The following is a 21,910-nucleotide window of genomic DNA, read 5'->3' as shown; positions in this document are numbered from 1 at the left end:
GACTTCGTGCTCAGGTCCCGAACGCCGCGAGCAGGGACTCCACCGTGGTGGTGGGGTCCTCGAGCGCCTGTCGTCTCGCGGGAGTGAGCGCCTTCTGCGCGCTGTCGATGGCGGACTGCTGCCGGGTGAGCAGCGGCCACACCTTCATGCTGGAGTGCTCGGGCTTCGCCAGGTGCATCAGCAGCGCGACGCCCGGCGTGCCGATGGACAGGAGCAGCCGTGGCGACGACCCCTGGTGCCAGAACATCGCCGGGGGCATCGAGCGCCAGGCCAGCTGCCGCTTCGCCAGCTCCGCCCAGCAGAAGGGCCCGAGCGCCTCCGGGAACGGACACTCCAGCGTCACGCCCGGCTTCGCGGGCTCCTTGCCGCGCTCGGCCTGACAGGCCTTCAGGAAGGTGTTGAACGCGTAGTAGGCCACGCCGGGCGCCGCGCCGTCGCCCTGCAGGCGCTGGACGAGCGGCCCAGCGGGGCTCGACTCCAACCGTCGGCGCTGCGCGCTCGCGCCCATGGCGTCCGCGGAGGACACCGCGCAGAGCGCCTCCACCCGCGACTCCAGCTCGCTGGCGGACAGTGTCGCGGCGTCCGCGAGCAGGCGCGCGCCGGCGGCGAAGAAGGCCCGGAAGCTGTCGGGAATCGAGGGGAACTGCTCCGCCGCGCCCGCCGCGTCGACGGCGACGTACACGGCGAGCGGGAAGACGCGCCCCACCTTGTCCGTGCTCGTCGCCAGCGTGCCCACCAGGGCCTGGCGTCCGCCGGGCATGGTGAAGACGAAGCACGTGGGCTCCGAGGGCAATTGGGTGTTGGCGCGCCGCACCGCCTCGTGCGACTCCTCCAGCCACCGGTGGAAGGCCTGCGACACCGCGTCCGCCGCGTTCCAGCGGATGAAGTCGCCCTGACACGGCGCCTTGCCCAAGAGCGCCACCTGGTTGCGGCCGACTACCCCGAGCATCCCGAGCCTCCCTTCGCGATGACACGTGGAGGACTCATCCCCGGCGCGCGGAACGGCTGCATCAGCTTGGGGGTGCGGCCCGGGGACACGCCGAAGAACGGCGAGGCGCTGCGCGTCGGCCGGAAGTCGATGACGACCTCGGCATCCAGCGAGGGCATCGACCACGTCACCGAGAACGTCCGACCGGCTCCCGAGACACTCGGCGTGCCTTCTTCCATCAGGCGGAACAGGCCCCACTCGCCCTCCTGCTCGAGCGTCTCCGTCTTCCCCTGGTTGTTGCGCACGCGGATGGTGGCGCCCAACGACTTGCCGCCCTTCCCGGGCCACTCGTAGTTGTGCCACTCCTCGGGGCCGTTGTTGTACTCGACCGTCTGTCCGTCCACCGTGAAGCGGATGGAGGAGAGCTTCGGCGAGGGGCGGATGTGGAAGGCGAACTTCACGCCCGGCTCGGGGTCCCGCGCGCCGAAGAGCGACTCGGAGATCTCCCGCGAGCGCGCGAGGAACGAGAGCACGGAGCCGTAGTACATGTTGCCGCCCGCGCGGCCCGCGCGCGTGACGAACTTGAAGCGCGTCCCCGACTGCTCGACGTGGCTCTTGAGGACGCCGCCGTAGAAGCCCCACAGCGTGCCGGACTCGAAGCGGTAGAAGTCCCCCACGTCCGCCACCGCCGCGTCCTGCCCGTTGCGGTTGAAGGGGTAGTGCCCCGCGAGCTTCTGCTTGAAGGCGTTGGCCACCTCGCTGCACCACTGGTCGCTCGCCTTGCCACCCTGCTCGCGGATGGTCAGGTCGGAGATCTTCTCGATGGGCGGCCACAAGAGCGCCTCGATGCGCGGGCGCCACCCCACCTCCTGCGCCTGGATGAGCGACTGGATGATGACGCGCGCCGTCTGCACCCGCGTCATCATCGCGGCCGTCTCCGACTGGCTCTCCATGGAGGCGCGCTGCGCGTCGCGGAGGAACTGCAGCTGCTCCTGGTAGATGTCCAGGGGGATGGCCTCGGGCGGAGGCGCGTCGGGCCCCTTCGCCTGCGGCGGCGCGGCACCGAATTTCAAGAGGCCCGCGAAGGCCGGCTCCACGTCATCCGCGGTGTAGTCACGCTCCTCCTCCTCGCTCGGCGCCTCGTCCTCGGAGAGCTTCCCGTTGGCGAACCGCACGCCCGACTCGATGACCTTCCCCTTGGGACCCAGCTTCTGCTTGAGCTTTTCGAGCATGCCGTCCACGTCGGACTTGCCCTCCACCTGCTCTCCGCCCAGCCGCACGTTGAAGGCCACGGTGCGGAAGAGCTTTCCCAGCGGAGGCGGCTCGCCGCGAGTGAGGTCCTCCAGCATGGCCAGCGCCACGGTCGCGTCCGTGGGCTCCTTCATGCTCAGGGTGCTGAGGAACTCCTTCCACTCCTCGATGTACTGCTTGTAGTAGGCGGAGCGCAGCGCCCGCTCCTGGCGCGCCAGCTCGATTTCGTTGGTGGAGTTGGCGTCCTTGTCGAGCACCCAGATGTCCGCGCCCTGCAGCGGGTGCTCCAGCTTGGGCTCCACCACCTTCTCCCAGCCCTTGCGCGTGAAGGCGGCGCGCACGCGGCCCGTGCCCTTGATGTGCTGGGCGGTGCTGCCCAGGATGAACGAGAGGGTCACGTCGTACTGGTCCTTCTTGCGCGACACCTCCGAGATGAGCTGCGCCAGCGCGAGCTCGGAGAACGGCAGCCGGTCCAGCACCACGCGGACGTCGCGCACCACCTGGTCATTGCGCGTGAAGGCGAGCGCCGGGTCCTGCGCCAGCAGCTTCGCGTACAGGTCGATGTGGTTCGCCATCTGCATGGTGCGGTGGGCGCTCTCGGTGAAGCCCGCCTTGCGCCCCCATCGCTCCCGGAGGCTGTTGACGATCCACTCGCGCTCCGCCTCACCGAGCTGCGGCTCGCGGGGCGTGCGAGGTCCGGAGAGCAGCAGGTGCAGCTTCAACCGGTCGAAGTAGAGCGCGTAAGAGCTCGCCGTGGGGCGCTCCTCCCGGTCGCGCGCCTTCTCCACCCAGGCCTTCGAGTCCTTGAGGTCCCCCGTGAGCACCGGGTCCACCAGCACGCGGCGCACGGTGGCGCCATAGAACGCGCCGAGCGGCCCCAGCAGGTCGTCGCCCCGGTACATGCCGAAGCGCATCCCGGTGGGCGGGCCGTCCTCCTTCCACAGGAGCAGCTGGTCGAGCTGCTGCCGCATGGGCATCATCGCGTCGACCATCTTCCCGGCGCCGCCGTCCTTGTTGGCCTCCTCCAGCTTGAGCGCCTGCGCCATCACGCGCGTCGTCTGGATGAACTTGCGGTTCTCGAAGAAGGACATCGCCGGGAACAGCAGGATGAGCAGGGCGACCGCGAGGCAGCCTCCGGCGTACGCCAGCTGCATGCGCTTCTGGCGCTGCACCTCCGCGGAGCTGCGCATCGCCAGGTTCTGGTCCGGGAACACCACGTCCGCGAACATGTCCCGCAGGAAGTAGGAGCGGGACTCCACCGCGGGGCGGCTGCCCGAGGGCGTGGTGGTGCGACGGATGCCGAAGGCCTCCGCCATCTTGTTCATCACCCGGTCGATGGGGCTGCCTTCCTGCGTGCCGCTGGTGAAGTACACCCCGCGCATCACCGGCGTGTCCGCGTAGACGTTCTCCGCGAACAGGGCCTGCACGAACTCGATGAGGTTGCCGCGCAGCCCCTCGAACTGCTGGGGGAAGCGGAAGATGCGCTCGCGCGTCTCCGGGTGTCGCTCCGAGCCCAGGCGCACGATGGAGCGCTGCTCCACCACCTCCGCCAGCTCGTCGAAGCGCACGGCGAACGTCTCGCCGATGGCCTCGCGCGCGTCCTCGGGCCGCAGCGTGAAGCCCCAGATCTGCCCGCGCTCCGTCTTCGCGAGGTCCCCGAACAGGTCCACGAAGCCCGCGAGCAGGTCGCACTTGGTGAACATCACGTAGACGGGGACGATCATCTTCAACCGCTCCATCACTTCGTCCACGCGCTCGCGGATGGTCTGCGCGAGCTGCACCGTCTGCTCCTCGTCGATGCCGATGAGCTCCCCCACGCTCACCGCCACCACCAGCCCGTTGACGGGCTTGCGCGGGCGGTTGCGCTTGAGCATGTCGAGGAAGCTCAGCCACTCCTCGCGGTCATCGTCCTCCGTGGTGTAGCGGCCGGCCGTGTCGAGGATGACGCCCTCGTTGGTGAGCCACCACTCGCAGTTGCGCGTTCCGCCCACGCCCTTCACGCCGCCGCCGCGCGCCGACAGGTACGGGAACTGGATGCCCGAGTTGCGCAGCGCGGTGCTCTTCCCGGAGCCCGGCGGGCCGATGATCATGTACCAGGGCAGCACCGACAGCGCGTCCTTGCCCTGCCGCGCTCGCGCGAGCTTGGAGGACTTGAGCGACTGGAGCGCCTTGGAGAACTCGGCCTGCATGGCCTGGATCTCCTCCTGCTGATCCGGCCGCACGTTCTGCAGCTGCGCGTCCGCCTGCACGCCCAGCTCCCGCTCGATGTCGCGCGCGGCCTTGGACGCCAGGTGGCGCTGGTACAGGTACGCGCCGATGACGATGGCCACCAGCAGCACGGTGGGGACGATGGCGCCCCACAGCGGCAGGCTGAGGAGGATGACGACGGTCCACACCATGACGATGAAGACCGCGATGAACAAGGTGAGCAGCAGCATCGCGAGCGTCCTAGGGCTGCTGGGGAGAGGAGGCCGCGACCTCCTCGACGAGGGAGGACACGCTGCTGGACAGGCCGATGCGCAGGCCGGTGTAGACCAGCAGCGCGAAGACCACCGCGGCGGCGGAGATGGCCAACAGGGGTAGCGTGCGCTTGGCGCTCACCGCGCTGTCGGGCGGACGGTCTCCATGGGGCGAGAGCGTCTCGGTGTCGAACTTGTGCGTGCGGGAGAGCTCCCGCTGCAGCGTCTCGGTCAGCTGCATCAGCTCCAGCTCGCCGCCCCGCACCCGGAAGCGGCCCTTGAAGCCGAAGATGAGGCACAGGTAGTAGACGCGGAGGATTTCGGTGCGCTGCGAGTCCTTGCGCACCTCCTCCAGCCGCGTGAAGAACCCGTCACCGGCGCGGTTCTCCCGGAAGTAGTGGAACTGGAGCAGGTTCGCGAGCCAGTACTCCCGGAAGGTGTCGGCGCGCGCCAGGGCCAGCTCGTCGGCGAGCGCGACGATGGGATAGGCAATCTCCTGCGCGTCCTGGTGGTTGAAGCCCAGCTCCCCGGCGCGCTTGAGCAGCCGGTCGAAGAACGTGCGCAGCTGCCGGTGCACGAGCTCCGCCGAGGGGAGCGCATGGTCCCCGAACTGCCTCAACTGCAGCAGCGCCCCGAAGCACTCCTGCGTGATGGAATTGATCCGGTCCATCCTGTCGATGCCTCCACCCCATGTCGACAGGGAGCCTCACCGCGAACCGCCACTCGCCGGTGTTTGGACGGCCCCCCGCACGACCTTGTTTCAACGACTGACGGCGTTCTTCTTCGCCGGAGGCCCCCCGCTTCCCCCCTTGGGGACCGCGAGCAGCTCCAGCTTCGTCTTCGATGGCTCGAACGGACGTGGCAGGTACACGGCCACGTTCTGCTCGCTCATCACGTTCTTCCAGTAGGGGTCGCCGCTCTCGAGCGAGAAGTACACGACGCCCGGCTTCACCGGCACCTCGGCGGGCGGGCGGAAGGTGACCTCCACCGGCACCCCCGGGGCGGCGGCCTTGATGATGTCGCGTATCTCCGCGAAGTTGGCGATCTTCGAGAGCACCGGCAGGCTCTTGGCGACGTCCGCCTCGGGCAGGTCGCTGCGCACCGCGAGGATGAACTGCGAGCACTTCAGGAAGCGCTCGTCCTCGATGCGCCCCAGGTGCATGCCGTCCTTGCGCGGCTCCAGCGACACGGTGATGCACTGCTCGATGGCCACCACGTCCAGGAGCTTCTGGAGCACCTGGAACAGGCCCTCGAAGGTGGCCCGCAGGTTCGTGTACTGGAACTTGGGCAAATCGCCCGGGTCCGCCTCCGCGGAGAACGTGGAGAGCTGGCCCGCCGCCTGGCACAGGAGCAGGTACACCATCTGCGGGTTGAGGTCCGCGACCTCCACCACGTGCGCCACCTGGGGGATGAGGCCGTTGAGCGCGCTCAGCTGCAGGTACTTCGTCACGTCCCCGGCGGTGAACTCGAGCGCGGTGGCGTCGCGGTGCCGGCGCCCGTCCGCGAGCTCCCGCTGCTTGCCCTGCATCGCCTTGAGGATGCTGCGCATGCGCTCGAGGATGAAGGGCGAGGCGGACACGCGCAGGCACGGAGGGATGTAGTTGCCCGCGAGCGCGACGCCGCCCGTCTTGTCGCGCACCAGCTCGGCGATCTTGATGACGTCGTAGTCCTCGCGCGCCTCGGTGCCGAAGAGCAGCCGGAGGTTTCGCTGCGCGAAGGCCACCGGCACCACGGACTCGGCCGCCGCCAGGTCCGGCACGGTGCGGTTGACCAGGGAGAAGCGCGGCGCCGTGGTGGACTCGTCCGGGGCGCCATAGCTGGCGATGCCGTCGCGCTCGCGCGCCACGCCCAGGTACACGTCCAGCGAGCGCTTGTTGGCGCTGAAGTGCTCCTCGATGGGCCGCGTCTGGGGGGCCTCGGGCTGGCCGCGCTCGAAGGACAGCGGCAGGCCATCCGGGAGGATGCCGGAGAAGCGCAGCAACTGGAACTGGCCGGCGGAGAGCGCCTTCTCGTCCACATCCTGCTCCACCACGCCCCAGTCGTACGGCGTCAGCGCGCCGAGCCGGGCCGCCAGCAGGCCCTCGTGATAGAGGTCCGACTGCTGCAGGTGCTGGGGATTCATGAACATCCCCTCGGACCAGACGACCCGCTGCGGCGTCTTCATCTGCGGACCTCGCCGGCCCGGGCCTCGACGCGGTAGTCCTCGACGAGGAAGCGCAGCGACGTCTCGCGCGGCGCGCCCGGGCGGCAGTCCTCCGGCTTCACCGCGGGCAGCCGCTCCACGTCGCGCCACACCACGCCCGCGGGACGTCGGAACACGCCCACCACGGCGAGGTACTCCGCCTTGGGCGCGCGGTTCACCTCGCGCGAGAGGCGCTGGCCCGGCTCCAGGGTGAGCTCGTCGACGGCGAGCAGGTCCTCCTCCAGCACTTCCTTGGGGCGCTGCCAGAGGTCCTGGAACTCCGCGGCTTCGAAGCGGCGCGAGTCCTTGAGCTGGTAGACCTGGACGTTCGTGGGCAGCGAGCGGCCCTGGTCATCCGGATTGAGGCGCGCGCCGGCTTCCAGCTGGATGAGGAATGGGGGCGGCTGCTCACACGCCGCCGGGGGCGGTGGGTTGTGGGCACAAGCACCGGCGAGCAGCCCCAAGAGCAGCGTCACTCCCGGGAAAAACCAGACGCAAACCCGCGCCCGTGGGCCGAAGCCCCCCCCACTAACCGGCATGGCATCCTCTCTGAAGTTTGCGACGCGCCAGCAGAATCGCTCACAACGTGCCACAGCCACCCCTTTCAGTTCAAGACAGGGCACATCCCGGCGCAGGGATGTCATTGACGCGGCACGGCGCGAATTTCACCCAGGAATAATCAAGTGTTACTGTTCACGGAAAGTGCGTAGCCTCACGCTTCACGGTGGGTCCGTCAGCCCTTGACACGTGTGGCCGACGCGTGAAGCCAGGTTGGCGACCTGGCGACCGCCCATGGACACACATCGGCGCACTTGTTCAGGTGGGCGGGGCGGCCCGAAGCAGCACCGCGCCCCGGTCGGGCCCCAGCGAGCTGCTCACGCACAGGCAATTGGTTGCCGTGGGGGCGCCCCGGAGAAAGGCCTGCGAGGCGATGATGGCCGCGGTCGGCAGCGTGGCCGCGCCCAGGTCCCCGAAACGGAGCGGAAGGAAATCGACGGGCAGATCATCCACCGCGATGGGGCGATAGCCCTTTCCTCCGTCCATGCCTCCGGGAGCCAGGGCCCGGGGCAAGGCCAGTTGAAGCTCGCCGCTGCGGTAGCTCTCGTTGTTCACATCCCCCAGGAGCCACTCCAGTCGCCAGTTCGGGTCGCGTTGGCTTCCCGTGGCCGCGCGGATGGCGTGCGTCAATCCCATCCCGGAGCATGGCGCCTCGGACAGGAGGGCCCCCGGCTCCTGCCCCAGCCCCACGGCATCGACGAGGGCCAGCACTGGCATCCCCGCGCTCGCGGCCGCGCGAGGACGGGTGATGACCAGGAACGCCGCGCCCTCGCCTGGAATCAGCGAGTCCATGTTCTCGCCATCGAACAGCCGGGACTGCGCCATCAATTCGTCCATCACGTCAGGGGCATGGAAGGTGTCCACGCCTCCGACGATGGCCGCATCCACCTGCCCCGAGGTCACGTCCGCACACGCCTCCGCCAGGGCGAACGCCAGCGACGCCGCCCCTCGCGGCACCGCGATGACGGGCGCGCCCGCGGCGGCGCGCTCACACCACCGCTTCACGTGGCCCTCCAGGTGTCGGCGCTCGACCGCTCGCGCCTTCGAGGCCTCGGGGCCGTAGCGCTCGGGAAGCCCCAACCACAGCCGCAGGCGCGCGTCCCCACGGAGCCGGGCCAGCGGCGCCTCGAGCTGGCCGAGCGCTCCGTCGACCAGCGCCATCATCCGCTCCACTCCGCACAAACGGGGCGGCAGGGTCCGCGCCGACAGCATCGTGGCCCGCGTCCCGTTGGCGCAGCGGAAGGGGCCCTCCGTCACGCCCACGGCCTCCGCGCGCCAGAAGGCCCATGTCTGGTGGGCATCGAAGGCGAGGCCGTTGAAGGCGCCCATCGCGTACAGCCCGACGTCGCCCCCCTTTCCCATCCACGAGCCATTCGGGCGGCCCGTCATGACAGGCGCTCCTTCTCGAAGACGTTGATGGCCGAGAGCTCACGGGCCCGCTTCGGCACCGGGACGACGGAGCGCCACGTCAACTCGAAGCGCCGCTCGTTGGGCTCCAGCAACACCGTGTCCAGCACGGGGCGGTGCTCCACGTCGCCCTGCGCCGTCACGGCCACGACGCCGAAGAAGAGCTTCGGCAGCTCGAAGCGCAGCTGCCCGCTCTCGCTCATCCCCTCCACCTCCACCAGCTCGCCGCCGGTCAGGTAGGACGGGCACACGAGGCCCGGGGCGGCGACGTTGCGATAGCGCTCATCGAAGTCCAGGGGAGGCAGCGGCATGCGCTCCTTCTGCCAGCGGTCGTCGTACGTCCCCGCGAGCCGCAGACGTGGCTCGAACTGGGGCCCGATGGCTCCGACGCCCGCGGGCGTGGGCCGGGAGCGCACCGAGCTGATGAGGTCCGAGGGGTCCTCTATCTGGGGCGCGGGCTTGTGCTTCAGGGAGTCCGCGTCCGCGACCACGCCGCGCCCGAGCGGGTTGCGGGGCTCGTGGGCGAGCTTCCGGGGGTTGCTCGTGTCGAGGCCGCCGTACGCGAGCTCCCAGCGCAGGGGCACCTCCTGGAAGGGCTGCGGCGCGGTGAGCGACAGGCCCACGACACCGGGGTACCAGACGCGCGTTCCGAAGACCCGGAGGCGCTTGCCGACAGGGCCGACGCGCACCGACACGTCCAGCACCTTCGTGGGCTCGCCATGGACGGCCATCGCGCTGCCCGCCACCACCACATCCGTACTCGGCTTGCGCAGGCCGACGTCGGCCGGACGTCGGATGCTGCTCTGCTCCGCCTCCGGCTCCCAGAGTTCGTCCACCCGCCGCACCTGGGCACCACCTTCGCGACGCACGTGGCCGATGCGAACGACGGAGAAGCGCTGCTTGATGACCACGGCGATGCAGGGGGCGCCGTCCTGCCCGAACTGGGGCAGGAGCTGCACGGTGGCGGGGGTGCGCGTATTGAGCTCGGGAAGGACCATCTCAACGCCTGAGGGAAAGGGGCCAGGTGCCAGCCGCCGCGGGGCGTGCCTCCGGGGCCTCGCGCCACCGGTCGATGGCCTCCTGCTGGCGGGCGACGAAGTCCTGGGGGTCGAACGGATGGGTGGCGCCCGTGCGCGCCACCAGCTCATGCCAGGCGAGCCGCCGCTCGCGCATGGACGCGGGAGCATGCTCGAGCTCCCACAGGCTGTCCTGCGTGGACCACAGGTGGCCCCAGCGATAGCGCTTCGTGTCGGAGGCCCGGGCGCCGTGCTTGCTCCACCAGGCGGCCCACACCTCCGGGTCCGCGGACAGCTCCAGCTCCAGCGGCGGAGGCGAGAACGCACGGGTGAAGGGCTCCTCCCCCTTCTCGTACTCCGGATCCGGCGCGTCATCCGTGAGCGAGGCCCCCGTGATCCGCTGTAGGGCGCCCACCGCGTCCACCTGCCCCGCGCGCAGTCGCGTCAGGAGGAACTCCATGAAGCGCGTGCCGCCATACCAGCCGAGCGCCTCCACCACGATGGATGACAGCCGCGGGGCGCGGAGCGCGGCCTCGAAGTCCGCGCTCGCCTCCGTGCCTCCCCCCACCGCTGCCCACAAGGCCGCGCCCGCGAAGCCTCCATGCCCCTCGGCCAGAAGCTCCCGAGCGTACTCGAGGCCCGTCGGGGAGCGCCGCAACAGGAGCGCCTCGATGGCCGAGGACACCACCTCCGCCTGCTCGTGGCGCAGCAATCGCGCAGTCTCGCGCAGATCCAGCTCCCCTCGGACCCGGCGGAGCGCGCGGGCCCCCTCCAGCACGAGCTCGGGCGATTCACTCCACACCAGCGACAATGCCTCGGGGCCCGACAGCACACCGCGACGGCCGAGCACCCGCGCCGCCAACCGGCGCGCCACGCCCTGCTCCTTCCACCAGCGGCGCAGCAGCCCCTCGACTCCGGGGTGCGGCGCGAAGAAGAGCGCGTCGGCCGCGGCGTCGAACACCTCCGGGACCTCCAGGCCCACGGTCCGCAGCAGCCGCTCCACCTGGTGCAGCGCGTCCTCTCCCGCCAGACATCCGTGGAGGAACAGGACGCCCCATGACATCTCGGGGTCCGGCAGCGGGCGCTCGTCGAGGAGCTTCACCAGCTCCGGCAACACCCAGAGACCACAGGCGAGGATGCCGTCCACCCGCGCCAGCAGCCGCTCCTCCACCGGGCGCAGCTCGCTCCACAGGTCGCCCTCGTCCGGCTGGCGCATGAGGCTCATCATCGCCACGTCCTCGAAGAAGGACCGGGCCCGGGCAAGCTCCACGTCCTCTCGGCGCAGCGTCTCTCCGAACTGCGCCCGCTCCAGCGCGTCGCGCTCGACCGGGGGGCGGGGCTTCTTGGGGGGAGCCGGTGGCTCCGGGGGGGTCCGCGCGGGCACGGACAGGGCGCGGGCCTGGGCCTTCGTCCGGGCGAGCAGCGCGTCCAGGTCCGCGAGCGTGACGGACGGGCCCTCCGGCAGCGTGGCCACGGTGGGGAGGGGCTCCAGGTCCGGTGGCTCCTCCCACTGGAGGACGATGGCGGGCACCAGCGGCGCGCGCGCCAGCTCGGTGAGCGTGGGCACGTCGCCCTGGGCCCTGGGGACGTGATGGACGTCGGGCCGGGGCAGGCGGAGGGGCTCCCTCGGCGCGTGGAGCAGGGAGTCCCGGAAGCCGCGCACCACCTCGTCCACCGCGGCGACATGGCGTCGGACCACGGCGTCCTTGCCGCGCGCGGACCGCAGCGACTTGAGCGCCGCCGCCGCCCGCCCGCGCACGGTCTGCGCGTGTTCGTGGAACGCGTCCGAGCCCGCCTCGGCCGCGAGCGCCTGGTAGAGCGCCCCGAGCGAGGCCGTCAGGTGCCGCTCCACGGCCCGCAGGGGGACGGTGGGGTCCTTCACGTCCCGCAGTCCCACGAGCACGCCATCCAGCAGGGCGCGCACCCGGGACAGGTCCAGACTCCGCGAAACGTCCTCCCTGGTCTGGCTCATCTCGTCATGTCCCGCTCCGGTGCCCGAGGACGCGCCTCAGGCCGACCAGTCCTCCGCGCCCACCAGTCGCCGCAGCCAGGCGCCCGTGCGCTGAGTGTCCGTGAAGGCGCCCCAGAACTCCGGGAGCTCCTTCACGAAGTGCGGCTCGAGCAGCCGGGCCACCTCCGCGTAGGACTGGGGATGGGCGAAGCGGTTGAGGTCTCCCATCGTGGGGAGCGCGCCCGCGCGGAGCAGCAGCCCGGAGCGGACCGGCAACGACTCCACGCTGGGGGCTGCTCGGACGGCGCGCTCCAGCGCCGCGACGTCGAGCTCGAGCGGCTTCGTCAAGGGCTCGCCGAGGTAGGTCAGCCAGTTGCTCCCCGGCAGCCCCAGGGGCGCGTGGGGCGCCATCTCCTCGGCGTCCTGGATGTCGAGCCCCAGGTAGCGCTGGGCCCACACATAGAACTGGTTGAAGGCCAGCTTGGGGTGCAGCACGTTCCAGCGCGCCACGTAGCCGCCGACCAGCGAGTACAGCGGGCCGATGTCCGCGAGTCCGGCGGCGAGCGCCTGGAGGTCTTCCGGCGCGTGCCCTTGCGGCAGGGTCAGCTCCAGCACCCCGGCGCGGGTCGTCCGGCGCGGGTCGATCTCCGTGTACGAGAAGCCCACCGAGGGGCAGTTGGGTTCGTCCGCCAGGCGGAGGAAGAAGTGGTGTCGGGGCCACTCCAGCATCAACGCGCGTGAGGTCAGTCCGTCGCGCAGGGAGCGCAGCATCCGTGGGCCCACCTCGCCCCATTCGGTCATCACGGACGTCGTGTAGTAGCGGAGCAGGTCCGCGGAGGGCAGCGCCAGCATCAGGTCCAGCGCCTGTTGCGCCCCCTCCCGGGCCCAGAACCGGGGGTCGGCGAGGTACGCGGTCAACCCGAGCTCCACTCGGACGACGACGTCCTCGGTGTCGATGTGGACGCGTGGGTCCAGGAGAGGTTCGGACATGGCGAGGCGTCCGCGGGCTCAGCCGTGGTTCCCGAAGCCCGGGCTGCCGGTCATGAGGAAGCTCTTGCCGCCGACCTGGCAGTTGGGACAGCCGACCATCGCGGACCCCAGCTTCATGTTCACGCCGGTGACGATGTCCTTCTTGGGCGTGGAGGGAGGCAGTTGCCCCACGCCGGCCTCGTTGCCCTTCACGCCGGAGAAGGTCGAATCGGTGTTGGGGACCTTGCCGCCCTTGTGCTTCACCTTGGGGACCGGCTTCTTGATGCTGCCGGTGTCGGTGGTGATGGGGAACGGGACGGGGATGCCCTGAGGTCCCGCCGGAGGCGGCGGCGCGGGCACCAGGCACACGTTGGGCGCCATGGGGACCATGTTGAGCTTCTGCTTGCTGGTGCCGGCGGACATGCCACTGGTCGTCAGGCTCATGGTTGCCTCAGTTCAGGTTGATCATCCGCGCGAGGATCTTCGCCACCTCGCGGGCGCGCGTGAGGATGCGCGTGCCGTAGAGCTCCACCTCGGAGCCCTTCACCTGCACGAAGGCCCCGGCCGTCTTCACGGTGGCGCCCTGCCGGGCATGCAGCTCGAAGCGCTCCACCTCCGAGTCCACGCGCCCCTGGCGGTCCACGCGCAGGGCGCGCGACGTCTGCACCACGCCCACGAGCACGGGGGGCGAGGCGAGCTCCACGAGCACCCGCGCTCCGTCCTCGAGCGCCTCGCGCACCAACGCCGGGTCCACGGAGGCATCCAGCGAGAGCACCTGGTCCCGGGCGCCGAGCCGCACGCGCCAGCCCTGGGGCTCCTCGGCCAGGACGGTGGCCAGTCGCACGGAGCCGTCGAGCTCCGGTTGGGACGAGGCCTCGGGTTTCGGGGTGGAGCCCCGCTTCACCGGGGCACGTCTTGCTCTCTGTCGGGCGGGCTTCATGGTGGGCTCCTGTCTAGATGCTTCCCAGTTTGTTTCCCGCGCGGGAGGTCAGGAGGAAGTCCTTGCCCCCGGAGGTGAAGGCCTTGCCATCCGCCGATTCGGCGATCCGGTCCCTGCAGGAGATGAGCAGGTTCTTGCGGGCGTCGAGGCCCATGGCGGGCAGGTTCGGCTTGATGCACTCGAGCTTGTTCTGGTTGCCCACGCGCTTGAAGAGGCCGAACTGACCCGCCGCGACCCACAGGCCCTTCTTCCACTTGGCGACGCCAAACAAGGGCATGCCTGGCACGGGGCTCTCCGCGATGCGGCCCCAGCCGTGCGCGCTTCCCTCCAGCAACGAGCCCGAGCCTCCCGTCGCGTAGATTTCATCCTCGTCCGCCACGAAGACGCTGTTGAGCACCTCGTCCGTCGGCATTGGAAAGCGCTTCCACGCCTTGCCGTCCCACCTCGCCACGCCCCCTCCCACGCCCACCGCGTAGACCAGGTCAGGCGACAGTCCATGCATGGCGCGCACCTCGAAGTCCGGCGCGGGCAACTCCTTCCACTTCTTGCCGTCGTACCGGAACACGTGCCGGGTGTTCTCGAACGTCGCTCCCCATGCCAGCACGAAGTCGTCGTCGAGCCCCCACACGCCATTGAGTGGCGCACCGAGCTTCATGCTCTCGAATCGATGCTTCGGATCTCCATGGAGGTCCGGGTGAAAGAGAACCTTGGAGTCCGTGACGCTGCTGGCGAAGACCGCGCCTGACGGCGAGCGCCACAGGCGTGTCAGCCAACCCGTACTCCCAAAGTGGTACATCGCCGTCAGGCCACCACCTGCCTTGGGGCGAAGACTCAACACCCAACACTCGCCTTCGAGGGGCTTGTAACCACGCTCCTCGTCGTAGCGCTGTCCCAGAAAGGCGCAGTCATCGAGCGCCGGGCCGCTGGCGCTGTAGTAGTCGCTGGTAATCTGCGAGGCCATCTTCCTTGCCCTTCCTGCTGGCCAGAACCTCTACCTAGATCTTCCCAAGCTTCTTCTTCGCTCGGCTCTCCAGGAGGAACTCCTGTCCGAGGGACATGAAGGCCTTGCCATCGGCCGACTCCGAAACCCGGTCCCGGCACGAGACGAGCAGGTTCTTGCGGGCATCGAGGTCCACGGCCCAGAGATTGGGCTTGATGCACTCGATCTTGTTCTGACTGCCCACGCGTTTGAAGAGGCCGAACTGACCCGCCGCCACCCAAAGCCCCTTCTTCCACTTCGCGACGCCAAACAAGGGCATGCCTGGTACGGGGCTCTCCGCGATGCGGCCCCAGCCGTGCGCGCTTCCCTCCAGCAACGAGCCCGAACCTCCCGTCGCGTAGATTTCATCCTCGTCCGCCACGAAGACGCTGTTGAGCACCTCGTCCGTCGGCGTCGGAAAGCGCTTCCACGCCTTGCCTTCCCACCTCGCCACGCCCCCTCCCACGCCCACCGCATAGACCAGGTCAGGCGACAGTCCATGCATGGCGCGCACCTCGAAGTCCGGCGCCGGCAACTCCTTCCACTTCTTGCCGTCGTACCGGAACACGTGCCGGGTGTTCTCGAACGTCGCCCCCCACGCCAGCACGAAGTCGTCGTCGAGCCCCCACACGCCATTGAGTGGCGCGCCCAGCTTCATGCTCTCGAACTTGCGACTGCGATCTCCCTCGACGTCTGGGTGGTAGAGGACCTTGGAGTCCGTGGCGCTGCTGACGAAGACCGCGCCTGAAGGCGAGCGCCACAAGCGTGTCAGCCAACCCGTGCTTCCCAATTGGGACCACACCGTCGAGTCCTCGTCCCCAGCCACTTGGATGTTCATCACCCAGCATTCGCTCTCGAGCGGCTTGTAACCGCGCTCTTCGTCATAGCGCTGCCCGAGAAACGCGCAGGCGTCGAGCATCGGTCCACTGGCGCTGTAGTAGTGGGTCGCAATCCGCAAAGCCATTTCCCTCGTCCTTCCTCGTCCCCGCCAACGTTCCTGGCGCTAATCGGCGCTCTTCTTACCGCGCTTGTTCTGCTTGACCTCGTCACCATCACCCTCGTTCGAATCAGGCACGCGCCCCTGCATCGGTGGGTGACTTCCATCCGCCTTCTGGTGCTGTTGCAGCCAGTTGGCCTGGTACTCCAGACAGTCTTTCTTCGTGGGCGGGTTGTTGGCCTGGCCGGCCGTCTTCGCCCCCTTCTTCTCCAGCTTCTTCTGGTCCCTCTCGACGGCGGACATCTTGGGGTTGCCCGTCTTCTTGTTGACCGCGGCGTCCACCTTGGCCCGATGCTCCGCAGGCAGGTCCGTATAGCGGATCTTCCGGTTGCGTTGGTCCTTCGGCAGCGTCTTCTTGTACTCCTTGATCTGCTTCTTGCACTCGTCCGAGCGCGCCGCCGTGGAGAACTCATTGATGACGTCGTTGCGCATCTCGTCCAGCGACTGCTTCCAGGCGTCCGAGATGCACTCCACCGCCTTGTCCACATCCTTCTTGGGCGGCCCCTTCGTCGACGGGGCATTCGGCGTCCCATTATTGCCCCGCCCCGAGGCCCCCGCGGTCGCGTTGGCGTTCTGATTGGCCTTCAGATCCTTCGCGTGCTGGTTCTTGGCCGCGTCGCTGCGCTGCCCCTCCTTCTTGCGCTCGGGGGTCATCTCACCCAGGCTCTTGTCGTGCTTGGCGTGCGGGTCGTTGCCCTTCTGTCGCGCCCCGGCCCCCTGCGCTGCCACCGATGCCGTGCCCTGCACGCCCTGCTGCATGACATCCTCGGTGACGTTCTTCACATTGCGCTTCTTCAGGCTCTCCGCGAACTGCGCCTCCCGGTTGGTGATCTCGTAGTGGATGGTCCCCGGGTTGTTCGCCCGCCCCAGGTGGTCCATGCAGAAGGCCTTGTTGTCCCGATAGCCATACGTGCCGCCGTGCTTCCCCTCAGGCGGGACGTTGGAGCAAGGGTCGGCGCGCTCGTTCTGGTAGAGGGCGTTCTGCGAGATGTGGCCCGACTGTGAATTGGCCAGCATCCACTTCTCGGAGCCCAGCTCGGCGAAGGCCGCATCGCTCTCGATACACATGCACAGCGCCTTGTCCTTCTTCCCCACCTCGCAGTTGCCCTCATGGGGGCGCTTGTTCGCCCCGCGCCGCTTCGCCTCCTTCTCGCGCTTCTCGCGGTACGTCCTGCGCTCGGCCGCCTGCGCCTTCGCGCGCATGTCATAGGTGCCGAAGTTGGCGGGGTTGATGCCGCACGCAATCAGCGCGTTCTTGCACGCGGCGCTCCACAAGGCCGCCGCGCCGCCGTGAAGCCACGTCACAGGAGTCTGTCCGGCCTGTCCCATCGCGTTCGACCCGCCTAGGTGCCCAGCGCGTTCTCATCCAGCTCGATCTTCGAGCCCTCGATGGTCACCTCGGCCGCGCCTTCCACGAGGATGCCATTCGACTTCACGATGACCTTCGAGGGACCACACGTGAGCGTGATGGTCCCCTGCCCCTTGAGCGACAGCCGCGGCGCCGTCACGAGCACCGGCCCGTCCGTGCTCATGCTGTGGCTGCCGGAGATGCGCTGCGTCTGTTTCCCGGCGATGTTGATGGCGATGGCCGCCTTGGCGTCGGTGACGAACGACTCCTTCGCGTCCACCATGTACACGCCCACGGTCTCCATCTTCACCGCGCCGGTCGTCTCCGACTTGCTCCCCTTGATGAGCTCCACGCGGGCCGCGCCCACCAGCTCCTGGGACGCGCCGCCCACCGCGTAGGAGACGCCGCTCAAGGAACTGGTGGCGGCAAGCCCCCCCACCGTCTCCTTCACCGAGCCCCCCACCACCGTGGCCCATGTCCCCTCCCCGCCGCTCGTCGCGCTCCCCGCCGCCTCCGGCGCCGCGTCTGCCCCGCCCCCACCACCGCCACCCCCGCCCTCCCCCGTCACCGCCTCGATGGCCTTGCTGGTGATCTTGTCCGCGACGATGGACTGCGCCACGCCGGCGGCGATCTGCCCCGCGTCCGCCGCGCCCGCCGCGTCCGACAGCTTGCCCGCGGCTTGAGCGAAGGCGGCGATCTCCGGGTTCCCACCGCCGAGCAGCGCCGCCGCCGGTCCCGCGAACTGGGCCGCGGGCCCCACCGCCTCGCGCGCCTGCTGCAGCACCGGGAGGATGGGCCCCAGCAGCGCCGCCTCCGCCTTGCTGGCCGCCTTCGCCGCCGCGCCCATGGCCTTCTCCACCACCATGCTCGCGATGACCTCCATCACCGCCTTGATGGGGTTGCCCACCTGCACCAGCTCCATGGCGCCCACCTGGAGGTCGAACGCGCCCGCCACCTCCTCGGTGGTGCTGCCCGTCACCTTCACGTCGCGCATGGCGCCCACCTCGGTGGACTGATTGCCGCCCACGTTGACGTTGAGGTTGGCCTGGATGGCGATCTGCTCGTTGCCCCCGACGCTCGCGGCGCGCTTGCCGTTGACCAGGTGGCTCGAATCATGGCCCACGCTGAACAGCTTGTTGTTGGCCGCCTTCACGAGGATGTCGTGCTGGCCATTGATGGTGACGCTCTCCGCGCCCGCCGTGTCGTCGAAGAGCACCTCGTTGACGCCCCCGCCTCCCGGCGATGAGATGGAGCTGTGGCCCGTCACCGTCTTGCCCGCGGGCAGCTCGACCGGCGGCAGGAACGTGGTGTTCCACACCTTGCCCAGGCACAACGGACGGTCCGGGTCTCCCTCCTCGAACTCGACGAGCACCTCCCAGCCGACCCGCGGAATCATCACCGAGCCGGTGGTGTGCGCCTGACTGACGCGCACCCAGCAGGAGGTGCGCTCATCGAGCTGACCGTCCCGGTCCCACGGGAACTGGAGCTTCACCCGGCCGTGGGCATCGCAGTGGATCTCCTCGCCCTCGGGTCCCGTCACCCGGGCCGTATGCACTCCCGCCACCCGAGGCCTCGGGGTGCGCCGCTCGGGGCGGAACACCTGCGTGGAGGGGATGACCTCGAAGTCCACCTCGTACCGCCAGGGCCCCGCGTCCACCAGGGGCCTGTCGCTGGCGGGCTCCTCCTCCAGACGAAGCTGGAAGCCGACGGCGGTGAGCAGGTACTCGGCGTCCGACGACGGGTGGCCCTGGAGGTGGAAGCGCCGGCCCGGCGCCACGAAGAGCGCGTCGGTGCGTCCGAGCGCCGTCACCCGGGGGGTGCGCAGCTCATCGAGCCGGACCTGCGCCCGCCGCTTGCCCTCCGCGGGAGCACGAAAACCTCCAGGATACTCGTACCACTCACGCGAGAGGGACTCCTGGGCCTCGGCGCTCGCGAGCAGCGAGGTGCCGGGCCGCAGCATGTCGTAGTCGTTGACCGTGGCCTTGGAGGGCCGCAGCCGCGTGCGCACCCGGAAGTCCCAGACCCGGGCGGTGGGCGCCCCTTCCTGGGGAAAGAAGGTGAAGTCCAGCGCGTCCGGCGAGAGCAGGTCCACGCCGGTGCTGTCATCCTCGAAGCGCATGCGCGCGCCGTCCGCGGAATGGCTGAAGGAGAAGAAGATGCCCTCGTCCTCGAGCAATCGGCAGATGAAGTCCCACTCGGACTCGTCGTACTGCACGCAGAAGTCGCGCTGCGTGTAGGCGCCGGTGACGCCGCCCCAATCGAAGGCGGAGTCCTCCAGGCCCGCGGCCTCGCACACCTGCTTGACGATGTCGGGCACCGACTTCTGCTGGAAGATGCGGAAGCCGCGCCTCGAGCTCAGCACCAGGTACGGCTCGGGGACGAGCACCGCCCGGTAGCGACCGAAGGCGCCCTCCCCCGCCTGCGCCATGGCGGCGAGGGAGACCTCCTCCAGCACCCCGCCCACGTGGCGCTCGCCGCCGCGAGGAGACTCCAGCACCAGCGTCGCGCGCGCTCCAGGCGCCGCATCCACGTCCACGTCCTGCGCGGAGAAGTCCACCTCGAAGCGGTACGCGCGTGACAGCGCCTCCTGCCCCCGCACCGCGTGCACGGAGAGCGCGCCCTCCTGTGCGTCGAAGAAGAATGTCGCCGTCAGGCGCTGCTCGTCACCCATGGGTCGCCTCGGGCCTCAATTGCTCTTGTGACTCAACTTCGAGCCCAGCTTCTTCACGCCCTTGAGCTGGATCTTGGACGACTTGATCTTCACCGCCGTGGGGGTGACCTCCACCGTCGAGCCCCCCACCTTCAGCACGACCTTGCTCTCGCCAGTGATGTTGATGTTCTCCGCCTTGATGCTGAGCCCTCCACCCGCCGTGATGGCGAGCGCGACCTCCGCCTTGTCCACGCGATTGCCGCCGACCTTGACCTTCTCCGACGCCGCCGTGAGGGCATAGGCCGCGCCGCTCGACACGGCGACCGTCCTGGCCTTCACCATCTTCAAGGCGCCCACCGTCTCCACCCGCGCCGTGCCACAGGTGCTCATGCGGCTGTCGGCGGTCGCCTCGAGCCACGCCGCCCCCACCATCGTCTTCGAGCCGCCCACCACCTTGCGCTCGTAACCCGCCAGGCCCGTCACCGCCTGCAACCCTCCCACCGTGCGCTCCAACGAACCCTGGGTGTTCTCGGTGAGGTCTCCCCCCACGGTCAGCTTGCGCGTCGCGCCCACCTGCACCGCGGAGTCTCCACCGACTCCGTCGGACAGGTCCGCCTCCACGCTCAAGCGCTGGTTGGCGCCAACGTTCAGCGAGCGATGGCTGGTCACCTGGTGCGTGTGGTTGGCCCCGACGCTGAACGTCCGGTTCCCCCCGACCTCCGTGGACTCGTCCACCAGCACCTTCCAGTCGGAGTCGTGCTCCACGGAGACGGTGAGGTCATGCGAGGCGTTGAAGAAGATCTCCTCGGCGCCCGCCGCGTCCTCGAAGCGCAGCTCGTTCGCGCCGGGCCCGCCTCCGGTGGTCGCCGTCTGGATGGAGCTGAGCGTGGCGTGGTCCGGCAGCGCGTAGGGCGGCGTCGCCTCCCCGTTGTAGAGGTGGCCGATGACGAGCGGCCGGTCCCGGTCCCCCAGCTCGTGGTCCACCACCACCTCGAAGCCCACACGGGGGATGATCATCGAGCCGCCCAGGGCGAGCTGTCCCACGCGCAGCCACGGGGAGCTGCGGTCGTCCGTCAGACCCGAGCGATCCCACGGGAAGCGCACGCGCACCTCGCCGCGCTCGCTGCCGTGCAGCTCCTGCCCCGAGGCGCCCGTGACGAACGCCACCTCCACGCCCGGTGCCGGGCGCTCCGGCGGCGCCTCCGGACGGAAGAACGGGCGCTCCTGGGGCATGGCCCGGAAGCTGTTCTCGTACGTCTCCTCAGAGGCCCCGGACTCCCGGGCTGTCAGCCCACCCCGATGCACCACGCGGAGCACCAGCTGTCCGCCATTGAGCTCCACGCGGGAGTGGCCATCCAGCACGAAGGTGCGGCCGGGCTCCAGGTGGGGGCAGTCGCTCGTGCCCTCGCGCACCACGGTCCGGGACTGGTGCCGCTCGAGGATGCGCTTCGCGCGGCGCTTGCCGTGCCCCATCGCATCGAAACCGCCGGGGTGGAGGTACACCTCTCTTCCTCGCGCCTCCGGCGCCTCCTCGCGGTGGCTCAGGTCCACCGTGGGCTGCTTCGGATCATGGTCACGCACCATCACCGCGTCCGGGGCCGCCACGTGACGCTCTCGCAGGGAGAGGACGGTGTCCTCGTCGGTCCGCGTCTCGGTGCGGACCAGCAGCACACCGTCCCCCGCCAGCGGCTCCAGTCCATCCGGGCCGTCGAAGAACGCCAGCGTCTCGCCGTCGTCGTCGTTTCGCACGGCGAAGACGATTCCCTCCTCCGCCAACAGGCGCCGCAGGAAGGCATGGTCGCATTCGTTGTACTGGGTCAACGCCGCGCGCGCGGCAGGCGGCTCCGCGAGCGTCCAGGACTGCGAGTCCCCGGGGATGCCAGCCTCCTCCAGCACCGCCTTCACCACGTCGGGAACGGACTTCTGCTGGAAGAGGCGCACCTCCTGCCCCAGCTCCAACAGGTGGAGGGACGAGCCCACCTCGAACCGCAGCCGGAAGTGCTCGGGCTGGAAGGCCTCCAGGCTGACCCCGAAGACGAGCCCATGGAAGCACCTGTCGGGCCGCCCGTCCCCCTGGAGGATGCGCAGCCGGAAGGGCTTGCCGGACATGGCCGCGGCATCGACCACCTCGGTCGTCTCCGTCTCCACCCAGCCGCGGCTCCCCTCCGAGAGCGCCTCTTCGAGCTCGAAGCGCACGACACGCAAGAGGGTTTCGTCACCGTCGTCGATGGACAGCGCGAATTGCAGGACGCGACCGTTGCTCATCTCCCCCCCT

At 69.6% G+C, this 21,910-nt stretch carries 16 protein-coding genes; all 16 read right to left on the bottom strand.

Annotated elements, in window-relative coordinates; genetic code table 11:
* Positions 1-10: 10 nt before the first annotated feature.
* Positions 11-949 carry a type VI secretion system-associated protein TagF gene (gene tagF / locus LXT21_RS41545; protein WP_254043800.1) on the bottom strand — a complete coding sequence of 313 codons (939 nt, stop codon included), beginning with the start codon at positions 947-949 and terminating at the stop codon, positions 11-13.
* Positions 937-4,617, bottom strand: a complete 3,681-nt coding sequence (gene tssM, locus LXT21_RS41540; RefSeq protein ID WP_254043799.1) for a type VI secretion system membrane subunit TssM — start codon at positions 4,615-4,617, stop codon at positions 937-939. The genes tagF and tssM overlap by 13 nt, the downstream gene beginning before the upstream one ends.
* A 10-nt stretch (positions 4,618-4,627) precedes the next feature.
* A complete protein-coding gene (locus LXT21_RS41535; RefSeq protein WP_254043798.1) occupies positions 4,628-5,308 on the bottom strand; it encodes a DotU family type IV/VI secretion system protein in 681 nt (226 codons plus the stop codon).
* Between the two features lie 90 nt (positions 5,309-5,398).
* Complete coding sequence (tssK, locus tag LXT21_RS41530; RefSeq protein ID WP_254043797.1) at positions 5,399-6,802, bottom strand: type VI secretion system baseplate subunit TssK; 1,404 nt, start codon at positions 6,800-6,802, stop codon at positions 5,399-5,401.
* Positions 6,799-7,296, bottom strand: coding sequence for a type VI secretion system lipoprotein TssJ (gene tssJ / locus LXT21_RS41525; RefSeq protein WP_254043796.1), 498 nt, complete (start codon positions 7,294-7,296; stop codon positions 6,799-6,801). Before tssJ ends, tssK begins: the two co-directional genes overlap by 4 nt.
* Positions 7,297-7,636: 340 nt before the next feature.
* Positions 7,637-8,767, bottom strand: coding sequence for a beta-ketoacyl synthase N-terminal-like domain-containing protein (locus tag LXT21_RS41520; RefSeq protein WP_254043795.1), 1,131 nt, complete (start codon positions 8,765-8,767; stop codon positions 7,637-7,639).
* Positions 8,764-9,783: a DUF2169 family type VI secretion system accessory protein gene (locus tag LXT21_RS41515; protein ID WP_254043794.1), complete on the bottom strand. Its 1,020-nt coding sequence runs from the start codon at positions 9,781-9,783 to the stop codon at positions 8,764-8,766. The genes LXT21_RS41520 and LXT21_RS41515 overlap by 4 nt, the downstream gene beginning before the upstream one ends.
* 1 nt (position 9,784) lies before the next feature.
* On the bottom strand, positions 9,785-11,773 hold the full coding sequence (locus LXT21_RS41510) for a hypothetical protein (protein ID WP_254043793.1): 1,989 nt from the start codon (positions 11,771-11,773) through the stop codon (positions 9,785-9,787).
* A gap of 36 nt (positions 11,774-11,809) precedes the next feature.
* Complete coding sequence (locus tag LXT21_RS41505) at positions 11,810-12,742, bottom strand: type VI immunity family protein (protein WP_254043792.1); 933 nt, start codon at positions 12,740-12,742, stop codon at positions 11,810-11,812.
* An 18-nt stretch (positions 12,743-12,760) separates the two neighbouring features.
* Positions 12,761-13,165 (bottom strand): PAAR-like domain-containing protein, encoded by a 405-nt coding sequence (locus LXT21_RS41500; protein ID WP_254043791.1) that lies wholly within the window; start codon positions 13,163-13,165, stop codon positions 12,761-12,763.
* Between the two features lie 7 nt (positions 13,166-13,172).
* Positions 13,173-13,661: a hypothetical protein gene (locus LXT21_RS41495; RefSeq protein ID WP_254043790.1), complete on the bottom strand. Its 489-nt coding sequence runs from the start codon at positions 13,659-13,661 to the stop codon at positions 13,173-13,175.
* A gap of 13 nt (positions 13,662-13,674) precedes the next feature.
* Positions 13,675-14,622 carry a hypothetical protein gene (locus LXT21_RS41490; RefSeq protein WP_254043789.1) on the bottom strand — a complete coding sequence of 316 codons (948 nt, stop codon included), beginning with the start codon at positions 14,620-14,622 and terminating at the stop codon, positions 13,675-13,677.
* Between the two features lie 34 nt (positions 14,623-14,656).
* The gene (locus LXT21_RS41485; RefSeq protein WP_254043788.1) at positions 14,657-15,604 is read right to left on the bottom strand and encodes a hypothetical protein; all 948 of its coding nucleotides are present in this window, start codon (positions 15,602-15,604) and stop codon (positions 14,657-14,659) included.
* A gap of 39 nt (positions 15,605-15,643) precedes the next feature.
* Entirely contained in the window at positions 15,644-16,942 is a 1,299-nt protein-coding gene (locus LXT21_RS41480) for a hypothetical protein (RefSeq protein ID WP_254043787.1), read from the bottom strand.
* A 38-nt stretch (positions 16,943-16,980) separates the two neighbouring features.
* Positions 16,981-19,656 (bottom strand): type VI secretion system Vgr family protein, encoded by a 2,676-nt coding sequence (locus tag LXT21_RS41475; protein WP_254043786.1) that lies wholly within the window; start codon positions 19,654-19,656, stop codon positions 16,981-16,983.
* Between the two features lie 15 nt (positions 19,657-19,671).
* On the bottom strand, positions 19,672-21,900 hold the full coding sequence (locus LXT21_RS41470) for a type VI secretion system Vgr family protein (RefSeq protein ID WP_254043785.1): 2,229 nt from the start codon (positions 21,898-21,900) through the stop codon (positions 19,672-19,674).
* Positions 21,901-21,910 lie beyond the last annotated feature (10 nt).

Origin of the sequence: Myxococcus guangdongensis (genome assembly GCF_024198255.1) — a bacterium.
Lineage (GTDB): Bacteria > Myxococcota > Myxococcia > Myxococcales > Myxococcaceae > Myxococcus > Myxococcus guangdongensis.
Note: the sequence above shows the minus strand (reverse complement) of the source record. Positions and strands in the feature narration are given on the sequence as shown.